Origin of the sequence: Buchnera aphidicola (Aphis aurantii), assembly GCF_039388985.1 — a bacterium.
GTDB classification, from domain to species: Bacteria; Pseudomonadota; Gammaproteobacteria; order Enterobacterales; family Enterobacteriaceae; genus Buchnera; species Buchnera aphidicola_BL.
In genome coordinates this window covers 39,474-57,448 of the sequence record NZ_CP135021.1, presented here as the reverse complement: position 1 = coordinate 57,448, position 17,975 = coordinate 39,474, and the positions used below count along the sequence as shown (strand labels likewise).

Below are 17,975 nucleotides of genomic sequence, written 5' to 3'. Positions count from 1 at the left end.
GAAGTTTTAATTTAAAATTATATTAAATACCATCTCCACAATAAAATTGTTCTATGCAATGTGCAAATTTTTTATGATTTTTTTTACAAAAATTATGAGTATTGTTCGATTTATTTACAATTTTAGATGGAACCCCAACAACCGTAACACATGGAGGAACATTTTTCAAAACCACCGAACCAGCACCAATTTTTGATTGAGAGCCAATTTCAATATTTCCTAATATTTTAGCTCCCGCACCTATACTAACTTTACTTCTAATGACTGGATGTCTATTTTTATTGTTATTTTTACCTGTTCCACCTAAAGTAACAGAATGTAAAATTGAAACATCATCTTCGATGATAACTCCTTCTCCAATAACAATTCCAGTTGCATGGTCCAAAAAAACTCCAGAACCAATACATGCAGCTGGATGAATATCCACCGAAAAAACAGTTGAAATTCTACTTTGTAAATACATTGATAATTCATATTGTTTTTTATTCCAAAGATAATGGCTGACTCTATATGATGCTAGTGCATGAAAACCTTTGAAATATAAAAATGGAGTTAAATAATTTTTTGTCGCTGGATCTTTTTTAAGAATAGCTTGTAAATCCTGAGTGATTAAATTTAATATAAAAAAATCACTTGAATATATTTTATTAAAAATATTTTGTATATTATTTTTAGAAATTAATGAGTTAGATAATTTTCTTGATAATATATAACTCAAAGAACTGCTGAACTTATTATGTGTCAATATACTTTTTTGATATAATCTAGATAAAATTGGCTCTTTTTCAAATGCAACTTTAGCTTCATGTAATATGATCTTCCATAGTTCTAAAGTTTTCAAAAAACACATAGTTTTCCCTTAAATAAACATTTAAAACAATTTTTTTAATTTAATTTTTAATTCATATTAACATTATTTTTTGAATTCTGAATTATTATTTAAAATATCATCAAAATTAACAGGCGCAATATTTAATTGAGGAAAGCTTCCATATGATACTAAACTAGATATACATGCTCTAGCATATGGAAATAAAATATTTGGACAATATGAATTTATACAATGTTTTAATTCATAATCATTGAAATTATCAATCATAAAAATACCTGCTTGATGTACATCACATAAAAAAACTAAATCTGTTTCACTTTTTACCACCACTCTAATTTGTAAAATAATTTCAAAAATACTTGGTTCTAATTGATTCATATTTGTATTTATATTAAATTTCATATTTGGAATACATTGTTTCTCAAAAATTTCTGGTGAATTCGGTGATTCAAAAGAGATATCTTTAACATAAATACGATGAATTGAAAAAATTTTTTGTTCATACTTTTTTTGTGGCATAAAATGTTCCAATAACTAATATCTAATTAAAATTTTATTTTTAAAATATCTAATTATAATCACTTTTATTCGCAACAACAGGAAGATTTTCTGTATTCCAAGAATCCATTCCACCTTTTAAAAGGTAAATATTTCTTATTCCATTATCAATAAACTTTTTAATATATTTATGATTATTGGCGGATGAATCTATTATAAGAATAAGAGGGTCAACAGTAGATAAATTTAATTTTTTAATTTTTTCTAAAGAAATTTTTTCTAATGGAAGATGAATAGCATTTAAAATATGACCTGTATTATATAATTCTACAGATCGTGTATCAATGATATTAGCATTTTTCTCATTAATTAATTTTATTGCATAAAAATTATTTATTATTTTTGTTTTAAAAAAAAATTGTTTAAAAAACAAGGAAAAAATAACACCTAATAAAGAAAACCATATAATACTAAGTATTAAATTATTAGATATAAAAAATAATATATTATCCATGAAATAAAATCCTATTTTATAAGTTAAAATAATTTTATATTTATTAGATATATGAAATATATGGCATTTAAAAAAACTTTAAATGCCTTTAATATCAAATTAAAAAAACTATTTTCATATCTTTTAAAATCAGACAATATTTAATCTAATTTTTTCTCGTATAATTGCTTTTTTTACTTGATTAAATGCAACTCCGCCTTTTGATTCACGTTTTTTAATACATGCTTCTAAAGTAATATGATCATATATATCATTTTCTATCAGTAAACTATATTTTTGAAAATCAGATAAAGCAAGATCTTTTAAAGCTTTTTGATCATTTATAGCTTTCAACACTATTTTCCCGGAGATATGATGTGCTTCTCTAAAAGTTATCCCTTTTTTGACTAAATAATCTGCAACCTCTGTAGCATTAGAATAACCTTGTTCTGCGGCTTGATAACAAATTAAACGATTTAATTTTATTTTTTTTAAGATCAAGTTAGCCATTAATAAAGAATTATTCCAAGTTTTAATTGTATCAAAAAGATTTTTTTTATCTTCTTGCATATCTTTGTTGTAAGATAACGGCAAACCTTTTAAAAGAACTAAAATAGAAAACAAAGATCCATATACAGAACTACACTTACCACGTATTAACTCTAAAGCATCTGGATTCTTTTTTTGAGGCATTAACGATGAACCTGACGTAATAGAATCAGATAATTCAATAAAATTTGCTTCAGTAGAATTAAAAAAAATTAAATCTTCAGAAAACCTAGATAAATGCATCATACTAATTGAAGCTGAAGCTAATAACTCAACAATATAATCTCTATCTGAAACACTATCTAATGCATTCTTTGTAGCGCAACTAAAACCCATAGATAATGCTAACTTTTTTCGATTAATATTCCATGCTGTACCAGATAAAGCACCTGAACCTAATGGACTGATATCTAATCTTTTCAAAGTGTCTTCTAAACGACTAAAATCACGTTTTAACATTTCTACATAAGCTAAACACCAATATGCAAAAGTAATGGGTTGAGCACGTTGTAAATGAGTATACCCAGGCATTATAACATTATAATTTAATTCGGCACTTAAAATAAATTTTTTTTGTAAATTTAAAATATTTTTCAATACAATCTGAATATTATTTTTGCACCATAATTTTAAATCAGTTGCAATTTGATCGTTTCGACTTCGACCTGTATGTAATTTTTTACCAAGTTCTCCTATTTTTTTTATAAGATTAACTTCTACCCAACTATGAATATCTTCACAATCACTCTCAAGAATTTGTGAAGGATTTTTATCGACTTCTTTTTTTAAAGAAACTAATGCAAGTTCTATTTTTTTTTGCTCTTTCTTAGTTAAAACACCGGTTTCAACAAGCGATTTAGACCATGAAATTGAAGCAAATATATCTTCTTTGGCTAAAATATAATCAAACGATAAAGAAGTATTAAACTTTTTAAATAATTTATCAGATTCGTCAAGGAATCTTCCACCCCAAAGCGACATTTTTTTTCTCTAATAAAAGTAATTAATTAAATAAAAAAATTATTTTATCTTATTTAAAGCACGTATTCTAGAAGTAAGAGAATATAAACGAATAAAACCTTCTGCATCTGAATGTTTATAAACTTCATCCTCACTAAAAGTTGCATATTCTTTTGAATATAATGAATTTGAAGATTCTTTTTGAACAGCAACAACACTTCCTTTATATAACTTTAAAACTACTTTTCCATTCAACAAAGAAGCTAATGAATCAGCAGAACATTGTAAAGATTTTCGAATTGGGCTAAACCAACGACCGTCATAAACGACTGAAGACATTTCTAAACCAATTTTTTCTCGCCAATTAAAACTCTCTCGATCAAAAACCAATTGCTCAATTGCTCTTAAAGCAATATTAATAATTGTACCTCCAGGCGTTTCATAACAACCTCTAGATTTAATCCCAATAATTCTATTTTCAATAATATCTAATCTCCCTACAGCATGTTTTGAGCCGATTTTATTTAACTTATTGATACACTGCAAAGGAGTCACGTTCTCATTGTTAACAGATATTACTGATCCTTCTTTTATATGCAACAAAACATATTCTGGATTTTCTGGGGCATTCTCAGGTTCTACACTCCAACTCCAACAATCTTTATTTGTCCTATTCCAAGGATTTTCAAGGAGACCACCTTCTGTAGAAATATGTAAAGCGTTTTCATCTTTACTGTAAAGTTTTTCTAAACTTGCTGTAGTAGGAATATTTTTTTTATTTAAATATTCTAATAATGATTCTCTTGAATTTAAGTTCCATTGACGCCATGGAGCAATAACTGTAAGATTAGGCGCTAAAGCAGCATAGGCTATTTCAAACCGAATTTGATCATTACCTTTTCCAGTAGCACCATGACATAAAAATTTAGCACCAATACTTAAAGCAAATTCTACTTGTTTTTTTGCTATAATAGGTCGTGCTAAAGCTGTTCCTAACAAATAAGATCCTTCATATAAAGCACCTGTTTTTAAGATAGGGAAAACATATTTTTCTATAAATTCATCTTTTAAATCAAAGATATGACAGCTAGATGCTCCAGATTTTAATGCTTTATTATTAATGCCATTTAACTCATTTTTTGATTGACCAATATCTGCAACAAAAGCAATAACATCCACTTTATAAGTTTCTCTTAACCAAGGAATAATTGCAGAAGTGTCTAAACCACCGGAATATGCTAATACAACTTTATCGAGATTATTCGTCATCTTTAAAATACCTATAATATAATTAAACTATACTAAAACTCGTGTTCCAATATTGTCACCATTAAATAATAATTGTAAATCTTTTGTATTTTGCCAACTTGCAATATCTACTGAATGATTTAAATTTTTAGCAGCATCTAAAGCGGCATTTACTTTAACAATCATACCATTAGTAATAATTCCTTGAGCAATTAATTTTTCAGCTTGAATATTATTTATTTCTTGAATTCTTTGTCCCTTTCCATCTATTATCGAACTAATATCTGATAATAGAATTAAGTGAGCTTCTAAAGTTTTGGCTAACGCTGTTGCAGCTAGATCTGCATTAACATTCATTAATTTACCATCGCTAGTAATACCGATAGAACTAATAATTGGTAAAATACCTTGTTTAAATAAATTTAACAAAAAAAAAGGAGATCCTGGTGAAACTTTTCCAACATGTCCTAAATTTTGATTTAGTACTTCTACATTTGTACTTTTTCCGTCAGACAAACATAATCCTACAGCATTAATCTTATTTTTTAATGCCCATGCTAAAAGAATTTTATTAGCTGTTCCGGATAATGCTCCCGTGATAATATTAATATGTTCAGGTGGTGTAATACGTAAACCATTTTTTTTCTTGACTGATAAAGATAATTTATTCATTAAATTATCTATCAATCGCCCACCTCCATGAACTATGATAATATTTCTTTTATTATATTTTTGATAATTATAAATAGATTCAAACAAACCCATCATAGCATGATTACTTTCTAAAAGAACTCCGCCTAATTTAATAACCAATGGATTAACCATTAAAATACCTCGTTAAATAATTGATTCTGTTTCAGAAAATCCAAAACGAATATTAAAACATTGAACTGCTTGAGCAGCAGCACCTTTCAATAAATTGTCTTCAGTTGTTATAATAACAAGATATTTATCTTTAATAGCAAACCCAATATCGCAAAATGGTAGTTTTACTATCCCTTTAATACTTGGTAAAGTATTTTTATGTATCCTAATTAATCGTTTATTTTTGTAAAAATTATGATATATATTATAAAGATCAATTAGTTTAAAATTTGATTTTAATTTACATGTAATGGTAGCAATAATACCTCTAGAAAATGCACCTAAATGAGGGATAAAAATTATTGGAATACCCAAATTTTCTACAATTTCTGGAGTATGACGATGCTTAAAAATGTTATATGGAAATAAACTAACTTCGCAAAAACTATTGTTAATATTAGGTTGTCTTCCAGCACCACTAACACCGCTAATAGCATTAACTATAGGAATATATGATTTACATAAAATATTAGCTTCTACTAATGGTTTTAATCCTAATTGTATACAAGTAGCATAACAACCTGGAACAGCAATTAATTGAGCTTTTTGAATTTTTTTATAATTCCATTCAGCTAACCCATAAATAGATTGCTTTAAAATATTTTGATAATTGTGAATAAATCCGTAATATTTTGAATAAACATCAATATTATTCACTCTATATGCACCAGATAGATCTAGAACAATGCAATTATGTTTCATAAAAAATGGCACTAAAACATGACTAACATTGTGATCTGTAGCTAAAAATACAGCATCTATATTCCCTTTGATTAAATTAAAACTTTCCATAGATTCAAAAGTCAAATTAATAATATTTGTATATTCTGGATGTAAATCAGAAAATAATTTTCCTAAACTGATACTATCTTTCGAAACTAAAATTTTTTTTATTCTAGCAAACTTATGACGATGAATATAATTAACTAACTCTGCTCCAGAGTATCCACTAGCACCAACGATTAAAACATTTAACATAAATTAAAAACCTTAAAATAAAAAACAATTAATTAAATTATTTAACAACTAAAAATAATCTATACTAAATAATTTATAATTATATATATTTTACAGCTAATTTTATTGATTTTTTTACTTCAAAAAAAATATATGTTTTAATATGTAAAAATTTAAATAAATTTACTTTCATGAAAAGAAAAATACCTTATTTTATTGAAATATTTAAATCGTTAATTAAAATACCTACAATTAGCAGCAAAAAAAAAGCAATAGATCAAAGTAATAAAGTGTTCATTGATTTATTATCAAATTATTTTGAAGAATTAAATTTTGAAATAAAAATACAAAATATACCTCATACAAATAAATTTAATATGTTATCCTCTTTTGGTGTAGGAAAAGGAGGAATATTATTTTCTGGACATACAGATACTGTTGATTTTGATGATAATTTATGGACTAAAGATCCTTTTAAACTTACTGAAAAAAATAGCAAATTATATGGATTAGGTGTAGTAGATATGAAAGGATTTTTTGCTTTTTTATTAAATGTTATTTCTTCTATAAACATAAAAAAAATAAAAAAACCAATTTATGTACTTGCTACTGCTAATGAAGAAACAGATATGTCTGGTGCAAGATATTTTGTCGAATCTACAAAATTTACAAATATTAAACCAGATTGTATTATCATTGGAGAACCAACGTCTTTAAAATTGATACATGCCCATAAAGGTCATATATCGTATAAAATCGATATTATTGGTGATACTGGACACTCTAGCAATCCTCATTGTGGTGTTAATAGCATTGAAATTGCATACGAAATAATAAAAAATTTAATTGATTTCAAGAAATATTTACAACAAAAATATTTTCATAAAGATTTTTCTATCGCTTATCCAACGATGAATTTTGGTTCTATAAAAGGCGGTAACACAATTAATCGAATTTGTTCATTCTGTAGAATAACTTTTGAAATCAGACCGATACCGCAACTAAAATTAGAAATACTTGAATTGTTGTTAAAAGAAAAATTGAAAAAAATTAAAAAAAAATGGCCAAATAGAATTTTTTTAAAAAATCTTTTTTTTTCTGTTCCTGCATATGAGATCTCTAAAAAACATCACATAACTAAAAAAATAGAAGATTTATGTGAAATAAAATCTAATACTGTGAATTATTGTACAGAAGCACCGTTTTTGAAAAAAATTGCACCTACATTGATTTTAGGACCTGGTTCTGTTGAGCAAGCACATTATCCGGATGAATATTTGCATTGCAGTTTTATCGAGCCAACACAAAATATTCTTAAAAAACTAATAATAAAATTTTGTTATTAATTCTTTTATTTAGCATAAATATATATTTTAAAATATTAAAAACCAAACAAACGACATATTGAATATACTATATCTGATTGATTTAAAGTATAAAAATGAAAATTTTTTACACCTTCTTTAGATAAATTTTTTATTATATCTATAATTATACTTGCTCCTATAATTCTTTGGCTTTTTAAATCATTAATTAACCCATTAAAAATTTCATACATCCAATATGGGATTTTAACGTTAGTCATTTTAGAAAAACGTTTTAATTGTTCAAAATTATAAATAGGTAATATCCCAGGTATAATATCAACATTAATATTATTTTTTAAACAATTATCTCGAAAACGTAAATAACTTTCAGTATTAAAAAAAAATTGAGTAATAGCGCGATTAGCACCTGCATCTACTTTCTTTTTTAAATTTAAGATGTCAGATTGAGCATTTTTTGATTCTGGATGGGTTTCTGGATAAGCTGCGACAGAAATATCAAAATCAGCTATTTTTTTTAATAATAGCACTAAATCGCAAGCATACATTGTATGCGAATAATTCGTATGATTAGAATCACCTCTCAACGCAAATATACTACGAATATTATTTTCCCAATAGAATTTTGCCAGCCGTTCTAGTTCGATTGGCGTCGAGTCAATACAAGTTAAGTGCGGAGCAGTAATAACACCTGTTTTTTTATGTATTTTTTTTACAATTTCATATGTTTTATCGCGCTCACCACTATTTGCGCCATAGGTAACAGAAAAAAAAAATGGTTTTAATTTGCTTAATTGAATTGCGGATGAAAATAATTTATCTTCTAAATCAAAATTTTTAGGTGGAAAAAATTCAAAAGAACACTGTATTATACTATTCAAATCATTTATTTTTTGATCAATTATATCTTGATGATATTTATTTTTTAAAAAACTCATGTTAATAATTCCATTAAAATATTTTATTTGATTTATAATATCACAAATAAATATGCAATTTTCATTGCTAAATCATATTGATAATATTAAACAATTTATATGTATACAAATCAAATCTATCAAAAATCTTTAAAAGATTTAAACACATTTTCTATAGATATAACAGCAAAAAAAATTATTTTTGTTCAAACTATTAAATCATTAATTGATATTTATAAAAAATGTAATTCATCTCATGTTCCTTATATTATTTTAGGAGAAGGTAGTAATGTATTGTTTTTAGAAAATTACAAAGGAATAGTTATCATTAATAGAATTAAAGGTATTCGAATTAAAGAAAAAAACAATGCTTGGTTATTACATATTTTATCAGGAGAAAAATGGAGTGATTTAGTCAAATACACACTAAAAATGGGTTTTTTTGGGTTAGAAAATTTAGCATTAATACCTGGTTGCATAGGATCTGCTGCAATTCAAAATATTGGTGCATATGGTTTAGAATTTAAAAACATATGCCAATATGTTGATCTGATTTCTTTAAAAGATGAAAAAATAATAAGAATTACAAAAAATTTATGTAAATTTTCTTATCGTGATAGTATTTTTAAACATAAATACCAAGAAGGATATGCTGTAATTGCTGTTGGTATAAAAATATTGAAAAAATGGAATCCTATTTTTTTAAAACCATTGTTTAAAAAAATAAACATAATAAAAATAAGTCCTTACGAAATATATCGTAGTATCTGTCAGATAAGAAAAGAAAAATTACCCAATCTTAATAAATACGGCAATGCAGGTAGTTTCTTTAAAAATCCTATTATTTCCCAAAAAGATGCTAAAAGAATTTTTTCTTTCAATACTAATATTCCATATTACTTACAAGTTGATGGGTCTATAAAAATTTCAGCTGCCTGGTTAATTGAAAAATATAATTTTAAAAACGTCCATATTGGAGATGCAGCTATTTATAAAAAACAAAAGCTTATTTTAATTAATAGAAAAAAAGCAAATCCAAAAGAAATTTTAAAATTAGCTCAAATAATACAAAAATCTATTTTAAAAAAATTTAAAATATACTTAGAACCAGAAATAGATTTTATCAATTCTTCAGGAAAGATTAAATTATTAAAAAAAATTTAATTTTAAAATTTCAATCAAATTCTTTTTGAAATAAAAATAATTTTAATTTATCTTTAATTAATGAAAAAATTATTTTTTAAAAAACCTTGCAATAAAAAAGAAAAAACATATAATATAAAAATAAAAATTTATTTAATTTGTTTTAAAAAATAATTTTTAGCCGGCTTAGCTCAGCAGGTAGAGCAACTGACTTGTAATCAGTAGGTCACCAGTTCGATTCCGGTAGCCGGCAAAAAGCAGGTGGGATTCCCGAGCGGCCAAAGGGAGCAGACTGTAAATCTGCCGTCTGAGACTTCGAAGGTTCGAATCCTTCTCCCACCAAAAATTTTCAAAATGCGGACATCGTATAATGGATATTACCTCAGCCTTCCAAGCTGATGATGCGGGTTCAATTCCCGCTGACCGCTAAAAAATTATTGATTTCATCGCTGATATGGCTCAGTCGGTAGAGCACACCCTTGGTAAGGGTGAGGTCCCCAGTTCAATTCTGGGTATCAGCATTTTTTAAAATTTTAGAAATTAAAATTTAAAAAAAATTCAATCCAAAAATCTCACCTTTTAAAACATTCTAAAATCAATACACTAATAGACATTTGAATCTTTCGCAAGATATAGATGAATTTTTTTGTAAAACTAATAAATACGGAATATTCTAATATATTTTTTCTTTTGATTATTTAATTTTCTATAATTTACAGGAGAAATATGAATATAAAAATTCATAACCAAAAAAAAAATAAAATTATAGAAAAAATAAAATGGACTTTTATATTCATAAATTTTATTTTATGTATTTTAATTGATTGTTATCTTAACAAGATAAATTTTTTTATTCGATTTGCATTAATAATTTGTTTAATCAGCTTTGCACTTGGTATTTTAATCTATACAAAAAAAGGAAAGATTATCTTACTATATATAAATTCCTCAAAGAATGAAATACAAAAAATAATGTGGCCTAAATATAAAGAAACTTTATATACTACAGTAATAATTATATTAGTAACAATATTTATGTCATTACTTTTATGGGGTCTAGATAATATTATATTTCGTTTAATAGCATTTGTTATTGGCCTAAGGTTATAAACATGCAAGAAAGTTTAAAAAAAAAATGGTACGTATTACAAGCTTTTTCTGGGTTTGAAAGTCGTGTGGCTCAGTCGATACATGAACATGTTAAAATAAAGAAAATGCAAGAATTTTTTGGTGAAGTAATGGTACCTTCTGAAGAGGTTGTTGAAATTAGAGGTGGACAACGTAGAAAAAGTGAATATAAATTTTTTCCAGGATATGTTTTAATCCAAATGATCATGACAGATACAACATGGCATTTAATTAGAAATGTCCCAAGAGTATTAGGTTTTATTGGGGGGAAATCAGATAAACCATCACCAATTAGTAATAAAGAAGTAGAAACTATCATTAATAGACTCCGTCAAATTGGTGATAAACCAAGGCCGAAAACTTTATTTGAACCCGGAGAAATGGTTCGAGTTAATGACGGTCCGTTCGCAGACTTTAATGGTGTAGTAGAAGAAGTAGATTACGAAAAAAGTAGATTAAAAGTATCTGTTTCTATTTTTGGAAGATCTACTCCTGTAGAGTTAGATTTTAGACAAGTTGAAAAAAACTAAAAATATTTTTAATACAAGGATCTGAAAAATGGCAAAAACAATACAATCTTACATAAAACTTCAAGTATCTGCTGGAATGGCCAACCCAAGCCCCCCAATAGGTCCTGCTTTAGGACAAAAAGGAATAAACATTATGGAATTTTGTAAACTTTTCAATTCAAAAACAGAAAACATAGAAAAAGGATTGCCTATCCCAGTTGTAATTACAGTGTATTCTGATCGTTCATTTACATTTATCACAAAAACACCTCCAGCTTCAATTTTATTAAAAAAAGCAGCGGGGATTAAATCAGGATCTAGTAAACCAAAAACAGAAATAAAAGGAAAAATAACAAATCTACAAATTGAAGAAATAGCTAAAATTAAAAAACAAGATATGACCGGTTCAAATATTCAAAATGCAATCCAATCAATTAAAGGAACAGCTAAATCTATGGGTTTAATTATCGAGGATTAATTATGATTAAAATTTTTAAACGTATAAAAAAAATAAAAAAAAATATTGACCTCACGAAATTATATAATATTGATGAATCAATTAAATTACTTAAAAATTCATCTAAAGTAAATTTTATTGAAAGTATCGATATTGCAATTAACTTGGGAATAAATCCAAAAAAATCAGATCAAAATATTAGAGGCACTACTATCTTGCCACATGGAGTCGGTCGAACCATTAAAGTTGCTGTCTTTACTCAAGGTGAAAATATTGAGATAGCTAAAAAATCTGGTGCAGAATACGTTGGAATGGAGGATTTATCTGAAAAAATAAAAAAAGAAGGTATTATATTCGATGCTGTTATAGCATCACCTGATGCTATGAAAATTGTAACTCAATTAGGTCATATATTAGGACCTAGAGGTTTAATGCCTAACCCTAAATTAGGTACTGTATCAACAAATATTTCAGAAGCTGTTAAAAATGCAAAAACAGGACAAATTTTCTATCGAAATGATAAAAATGGAATTATTCATGCTACCATTGGGAGAATTAACTTCCACGAAAATCAAATTAAAGATAATTTTAATACTTTTTTAGAATCAATTAAAAAAGTAAAACCACCTCAATCTAAAGGAATATACATAAAAAAAATTGTTTTATCTAGTACTATGGGCGTTGGTTTGACTTTAGATCAATCGAATTTATCTTTATAATAAAATGTTTTTACTTTACGACAGAAAAAAAATCATTTATAATGATATCCCCTTTTTCTAAAAAATTTAAAATTTATTTTAATAAATTTTTTACAATCATAAAAAAATAATACTAATCCCAATCATTTAGTATATTTAATTAAAAATCTTTTCTCTAAATAAAAATAGAGGAGAATACGATAAAAATGGCATTAAATATTGATAAAAAAAAAACAATTGTTTCCAAAATCAATCAAATTTCTAAATCAGCTCTGTCAGCTGTAATTGCAAACTCTCAAGGAATTCCTGTAAACAAAATAAACCAATTAAGAAAATCTGGGCGTAAGTTAGGTGTTAAAATGAGTATTGTTCGCAATACTTTATTATCTTTAGCAGTGAAAAATACAGCTTTCGAATGTTTAACAAGCATAATCAAAGGCTCTACTTTTATAGCTTATTCTACAAATCATCCAGGTAGCGGCGCTAGATTATTTCAAGCATTTCAAAAAAAAAATAAACCATTTAAAATTACAGGAGCAGTATTTGAGGGTAAAATATTATCTAATTTAGAAATCAACCAACTTGCAGATATGCCAACTTATGAAGAAGCAATAGCCAAACTTTTATTAATATTAAAAATGTCAGCTGCTGGTAAACTTATTTATACATTATCTGCTATAAAAAAGAAAAAAGAAACTTCTTAAAAGAGGTTATTATTTTTGATGTATCATCACACATCTAAAATAATTCTAATTGTTATTAGGAATTATTCTTATGTCTATTACTAAAGAACAAATTTTAGAAGCTGTATCAGAAATGTCTATTATGAATGTTGTAGAACTTATTTCGGCAATGGAAAAAAAATTTGGAATTTCTGCAAATATGTCTATGCAATCCAATAATAATAATGAAAAAAAAGCTGCTGAAGAAAAAACAGAGTTTGATGTTTTCCTAAAAGTTATTGGTCCAAATAAAGTATCAGTAATTAAAAGTGTCCGTAGTGCAACTGGCCTTGGGCTTAAAGAAGCTAAAGATCTAGTAGAATCAGCACCAACTGTTATCAAAGAAAACATCAATAAAAAAGATGCAGAATCGCTTAAAAAAACTTTAGAAGATGTTGGTGCTGAAATTGAAATTAAGTAAAATATTCTACGTTTAACTTAATTAACTTCCACATATGGCTGGTGTTTTTAATTCACCAGCCCTTTATATACAAATATTTAGAAATTTTAAAAAAATTTTAAACTAAAAATTAACTAATTAAAAATAAAAACATTAAAACAAAAAATATCTCTTCTTCAGATTAAAAGATAACAATGTTAATCTTTATTTGTCTGTCAACGAGCTTAGGAACCCTATGGTTTACTCTTACACCGAAAAAAAACGAATTCGTAAAGATTTTGGAAAACGTCCTAAAATTTTAAACATACCATATCTTCTTTCGATTCAACTCAATTCTTATAAAAAATTTATCAAAACAGATCCAGAAGGACAACATGGATTAGAAGCAGCATTTCAATCAGTATTTCCTATACGTGGTTACAATGGCAATTCTGAATTACAATACGTAAGTTACCAATTAGGAGAAGCAACATTTGATGTTAAAGAATGTCAAATACGCGGTGCGACTTATTCTGCCCCATTAAGAGTAAAACTAAGACTAGTGATTTATGAACGTGATATATTAGAACCTACTGTAAAAAATATTAAAGAACAAGAAGTCTATATGGGCGAAATACCATTGATGACAAATAATGGAACTTTTATAATCAACGGGACAGAAAGAGTTGTTGTATCTCAATTGCACAGAAGCCCTGGTGTATTTTTTGATAGTGATAAGGGAAAAACGCATTCTTCAGGAAAAGTATTATATAATGCTCGAATTATTCCTTATAGAGGTTCTTGGCTAGATTTTGAATTTGATCCGAAAGATAATTTATTTGTTAGAATTGATAGACGGAGAAAATTACCAGTAACTATTATTTTACGAGCTCTGAACTATAATACAGAAGAAATTTTACATATATTTTTTGAAAAAAATATTTTTAAAATATATGACAATAAAATTAAGTTAGAATTAGTTTCAGAAAGACTTCGCGGTGAAACTGCTTCTTTTGATATCCAAAAAAATGGAAAAATATACATAAAAAAAGGTCGACGTATCACTGCAAGACATATTCAGGAACTCAAGAAATTTAAGATTAAATCTATTCAAGTCCCAGTAGAATATGTTTTAGGAAGAATAGTTTCAAAAAATTATTTACATCCGATCACAAAAGAAATAATAATTTCAGCCAATACAGAATTATCTTTAGAAGTACTGACAAAATTACGTAAATTAAATTTTTCATATATTGAAACACTTTTCACAAATGACTTAGATCATGGTCCATATATCTCTGAAACACTTCGAATTGACCCATCAAATGATAGAATAAGCGCACTAATGGAAATTTATCGCGTTATGAGACCTGGAGAGCCACTTACAAAAGAAGCTACAGAAAATTTATTTGAAAATTTATTTTTTTCTGAAGATCGATACGATCTTTCATCTGTAGGGCGTATGAAATTCAATAGATCTTTATCACGACAAACGATTGAAGGGTTAGGAACATTAAACAAGGAAGATATCATTGATGTAATAAAAAAATTAATTGATATTAGAAATGGAAAAGGAGAAGTAGATGATATTGACCATTTAGGAAATAGACGTATTCGATCAGTAGGAGAAATGGCAGAAAATCAATTTAGATTAGGTTTAGTAAGAGTAGAAAGAGCTGTAAAAGAAAGGTTATCCGTAGGAGATTTAGAAACATTAATGCCTCAGGATATGATTAACGCTAAACCAATATCCGCAGCTGTAAAAGAGTTTTTTGGTTCTAGTCAACTATCGCAATTTATGGATCAAAATAATCCTTTATCAGAAATTACACATAAAAGAAGAATTTCAGCTTTAGGAATAGGTGGTCTCACTAGAGAACGAGCTGGATTTGAAGTCAGAGATGTTCACCCAACACATTATGGTCGAGTATGCCCAATAGAAACACCAGAAGGTCCTAATATTGGCTTAATCAATTCGTTATCAGTGTATGCAAGAACTAATACATATGGATTTTTAGAAACGCCTTATAGGAAAGTAACAAACGGATTAGTAACAAAAGAAATACATTATTTGTCTGCTATAGAAGAAGGAAATTATATTATTGCTCAAGCTAACACTAACATAGATAAAAATAATTTTTTTGTTGATGATTTAGTGACTTGTAGACATAAAGGAGAATCAAGCTTATTTAATTGTAATCAAGTTGATTATATGGACGTTTCCACTCAACAAATTGTATCTGTTGGAGCATCTTTAATCCCTTTTTTAGAACACGATGATGCAAATAGAGCATTGATGGGGGCTAATATGCAACGTCAAGCAGTTCCTACACTTAAAACTGATAAACCTTTAGTTGGCACTGGAATGGAAAGAACAGTAGCGGTAGATTCAGGGGTTACAGTTGTAGCTAAAAGAAGTGGTTCTGTGCAATATATAGATGCTTCTCGTATTATAATTAAAGTAAATGAAAATGAGACATATCTCGGCGAAGCAGGTATAGATATTTATAATTTAACTAAATATACCCGATCAAATCAAAATACTTGTATTAATCAAAAACCATGTGTTCAATTAAATGAAAAAATAAACAAAGGAGATGTTTTAGCAGACGGACCATCTACTGATCTAGGTGAGCTAGCATTAGGACAAAATATGCGAGTCGCTTTTATGCCTTGGAATGGTTATAACTTTGAAGATTCTATACTAGTTTCAGAAAAAGTAGTTCAAGAAGATCGATTTACTACAATCCATATTCAAGAACTTTCCTGTATATCAAGAGATACTAAATTAGGACCGGAAGAAATTAGTTCAGATATACCTAATGTAGGAGAAGCTGCGCTATGTAAATTAGATGCATCTGGGATTGTATATATTGGAGCGGAGGTAACTGGAGGTGATATTTTAGTTGGGAAGGTAACTCCGAAGGGAGAAACACAATTAACACCGGAAGAAAAATTATTACGCGCTATTTTCGGTGAAAAAGCCTCTGATGTAAAAGATTCATCATTAAGAGTTCCTAATGGAGTGTCCGGCACTGTAATTGACGTTCAAATTTTTACACGAGATGGTGTTAAAAAAGATAAAAGAGCTCTAGAAATTGAAGAGATGCAACTTAAAAAAGCAAAAAAAGATTTAACAGAAGAATTTAAAATATTCCAATTAAGTTTATTTTCAAAAATACAAAAAACTCTTTTATCTTTTAATATTAAAATAGAATACTTAAATACACTACCTTTTGAAAAATGGCTTAAAATTGATGTTAAACAAGAAGATAAAAATCAAGAAATGGAGAAATTTAGAGAACAACATAACGAATTAAAAAAAGAATTTGAAAAAAAAATCGAAATAAAACGTCGTAAAATTACACAAGGTGATGATCTTGCTCCAGGAGTATTAAAAATAGTTAAGGTATGTTTAGCGGTAAAACGTCAAATACAACCTGGTGACAAAATGGCTGGAAGACATGGAAATAAAGGAGTAATTTCTAAAATCAATCCTGTTGAAGATATGCCGTATGACGAGAACGGAATACCAGTGGATATTGTTTTAAATCCTTTAGGAGTACCATCAAGGATGAATATTGGACAAATATTAGAAACACATTTAGGAATGGCCGCAAAAGGAATTGGAGATCAAATTAACAAAATGCTTAAAAAACAAGAAAAAATATCTAATTTACGAAAATTTATTCAAAAAACTTTTGATTTAGGAGAGAATTTAAGACAAAAAATAAATTTAGAAGAATTTTCAAATGAAGAAGTTCTAAATTTAGCAAAAAATCTAAAAAAAGGAATTCCTATCGCAACACCAGTTTTTGATGGAGCAAAAGAAAATGAAATTAAACAAATGCTTAAATTTGCAAATTTACCTGCATCTGGGCAAATTTCTCTTTTTGATGGCAGAACCGGCGAAAAATTTGAAAGACCAGTCACTGTAGGCTATATGTATATGTTGAAATTAAATCATTTAGTTGATGATAAAATGCATGCTAGATCAACTGGATCTTATAGTCTTGTAACTCAACAACCGTTGGGAGGAAAAGCGCAGTTTGGTGGTCAACGATTCGGTGAAATGGAAGTTTGGGCATTAGAAGCATATGGTGCTTCTTATACATTACAAGAAATGCTAACTGTTAAATCTGATGATGTTAATGGAAGAACTAAAATGTACAAAAATATTGTAGATGGTAATCATCAAATGGAACCTGGCATGCCTGAATCATTTAATGTGTTATTAAAAGAAATTCGATCTCTAGGAATTAATATTGAATTAGAAAACGAATAAAAAATATTTAA

General features: G+C 27.2%; 17 protein-coding genes and 4 tRNA genes. 13 read left to right on the top strand and 8 right to left on the bottom strand.

Annotated elements, in window-relative coordinates:
- Window positions 1-22 precede the first annotated feature (22 nt).
- The 7 genes from cysE to argC all read right to left on the bottom strand — a co-directional run bounded on the left by cysE (window position 23) and on the right by argC (window position 6,422).
- Window positions 23-850, bottom strand: coding sequence for a serine O-acetyltransferase (cysE, locus tag RJT32_RS00275; protein ID WP_343154301.1), 828 nt, complete (start codon window positions 848-850; stop codon window positions 23-25).
- A 63-nt stretch (window positions 851-913) separates the two neighbouring features.
- Entirely contained in the window at window positions 914-1,351 is a 438-nt protein-coding gene (gene secB / locus RJT32_RS00270) for a protein-export chaperone SecB (RefSeq protein WP_343154300.1), read from the bottom strand.
- Window positions 1,352-1,400: 49 nt separating this feature from the next.
- Window positions 1,401-1,844 carry a rhodanese-like domain-containing protein gene (locus RJT32_RS00265; RefSeq protein ID WP_343154299.1) on the bottom strand — a complete coding sequence of 148 codons (444 nt, stop codon included), beginning with the start codon at window positions 1,842-1,844 and terminating at the stop codon, window positions 1,401-1,403.
- A 129-nt stretch (window positions 1,845-1,973) separates the two neighbouring features.
- Entirely contained in the window at window positions 1,974-3,353 is a 1,380-nt protein-coding gene (gene argH, locus RJT32_RS00260; protein ID WP_343154298.1) for an argininosuccinate lyase, read from the bottom strand.
- A 39-nt stretch (window positions 3,354-3,392) separates the two neighbouring features.
- Window positions 3,393-4,601: an argininosuccinate synthase gene (locus tag RJT32_RS00255; RefSeq protein ID WP_343154297.1), complete on the bottom strand. Its 1,209-nt coding sequence runs from the start codon at window positions 4,599-4,601 to the stop codon at window positions 3,393-3,395.
- Between the two features lie 27 nt (window positions 4,602-4,628).
- Entirely contained in the window at window positions 4,629-5,405 is a 777-nt protein-coding gene (gene argB, locus RJT32_RS00250; protein WP_343154296.1) for an acetylglutamate kinase, read from the bottom strand.
- A gap of 12 nt (window positions 5,406-5,417) precedes the next feature.
- Window positions 5,418-6,422, bottom strand: coding sequence for an N-acetyl-gamma-glutamyl-phosphate reductase (gene argC, locus RJT32_RS00245; protein ID WP_343154295.1), 1,005 nt, complete (start codon window positions 6,420-6,422; stop codon window positions 5,418-5,420).
- 170 nt (window positions 6,423-6,592) lie between these two features.
- On the opposite strand from argC, the gene argE reads away from it, so the two are divergent.
- On the top strand, window positions 6,593-7,747 hold the full coding sequence (gene argE / locus RJT32_RS00240) for an acetylornithine deacetylase (protein ID WP_343154294.1): 1,155 nt from the start codon (window positions 6,593-6,595) through the stop codon (window positions 7,745-7,747).
- A gap of 35 nt (window positions 7,748-7,782) precedes the next feature.
- On the opposite strand, the gene metF is transcribed toward argE, so the two are convergent.
- Window positions 7,783-8,664 carry a methylenetetrahydrofolate reductase gene (metF, locus tag RJT32_RS00235; RefSeq protein WP_343154293.1) on the bottom strand — a complete coding sequence of 294 codons (882 nt, stop codon included), beginning with the start codon at window positions 8,662-8,664 and terminating at the stop codon, window positions 7,783-7,785.
- A 99-nt stretch (window positions 8,665-8,763) separates the two neighbouring features.
- Between metF and murB the strand changes: the two genes are divergently transcribed.
- The 12 genes from murB to rpoB all read left to right on the top strand — a co-directional run bounded on the left by murB (window position 8,764) and on the right by rpoB (window position 17,964).
- On the top strand, window positions 8,764-9,807 hold the full coding sequence (murB, locus tag RJT32_RS00230; protein ID WP_343154292.1) for a UDP-N-acetylmuramate dehydrogenase: 1,044 nt from the start codon (window positions 8,764-8,766) through the stop codon (window positions 9,805-9,807).
- A gap of 159 nt (window positions 9,808-9,966) precedes the next feature.
- A tRNA-Thr gene (locus RJT32_RS00225) sits at window positions 9,967-10,039 on the top strand.
- 7 nt (window positions 10,040-10,046) lie between these two features.
- A tRNA-Tyr gene (locus RJT32_RS00220) sits at window positions 10,047-10,128 on the top strand.
- A gap of 14 nt (window positions 10,129-10,142) precedes the next feature.
- A tRNA-Gly gene (locus tag RJT32_RS00215) sits at window positions 10,143-10,214 on the top strand.
- Between the two features lie 20 nt (window positions 10,215-10,234).
- Window positions 10,235-10,307, top strand: a tRNA-Thr gene (locus RJT32_RS00210).
- 205 nt (window positions 10,308-10,512) lie between these two features.
- Complete coding sequence (gene secE / locus RJT32_RS00205; protein WP_343154291.1) at window positions 10,513-10,896, top strand: preprotein translocase subunit SecE; 384 nt, start codon at window positions 10,513-10,515, stop codon at window positions 10,894-10,896.
- Between the two features lie 2 nt (window positions 10,897-10,898).
- On the top strand, window positions 10,899-11,444 hold the full coding sequence (gene nusG, locus RJT32_RS00200; RefSeq protein ID WP_343154290.1) for a transcription termination/antitermination protein NusG: 546 nt from the start codon (window positions 10,899-10,901) through the stop codon (window positions 11,442-11,444).
- Between the two features lie 28 nt (window positions 11,445-11,472).
- Complete coding sequence (gene rplK / locus RJT32_RS00195) at window positions 11,473-11,901, top strand: 50S ribosomal protein L11 (RefSeq protein WP_343154289.1); 429 nt, start codon at window positions 11,473-11,475, stop codon at window positions 11,899-11,901.
- A 2-nt stretch (window positions 11,902-11,903) separates the two neighbouring features.
- A complete protein-coding gene (gene rplA, locus RJT32_RS00190) occupies window positions 11,904-12,599 on the top strand; it encodes a 50S ribosomal protein L1 (protein ID WP_343154288.1) in 696 nt (231 codons plus the stop codon).
- Window positions 12,600-12,784: 185 nt separating this feature from the next.
- The gene (gene rplJ / locus RJT32_RS00185) at window positions 12,785-13,282 is read left to right on the top strand and encodes a 50S ribosomal protein L10 (protein WP_343154287.1); all 498 of its coding nucleotides are present in this window, start codon (window positions 12,785-12,787) and stop codon (window positions 13,280-13,282) included.
- A gap of 70 nt (window positions 13,283-13,352) precedes the next feature.
- Window positions 13,353-13,721 (top strand): 50S ribosomal protein L7/L12, encoded by a 369-nt coding sequence (gene rplL, locus RJT32_RS00180; RefSeq protein ID WP_343154548.1) that lies wholly within the window; start codon window positions 13,353-13,355, stop codon window positions 13,719-13,721.
- Window positions 13,722-13,935: 214 nt separating this feature from the next.
- Window positions 13,936-17,964 carry a DNA-directed RNA polymerase subunit beta gene (gene rpoB, locus RJT32_RS00175; RefSeq protein WP_343154286.1) on the top strand — a complete coding sequence of 1,343 codons (4,029 nt, stop codon included), beginning with the start codon at window positions 13,936-13,938 and terminating at the stop codon, window positions 17,962-17,964.
- Window positions 17,965-17,975 lie beyond the last annotated feature (11 nt).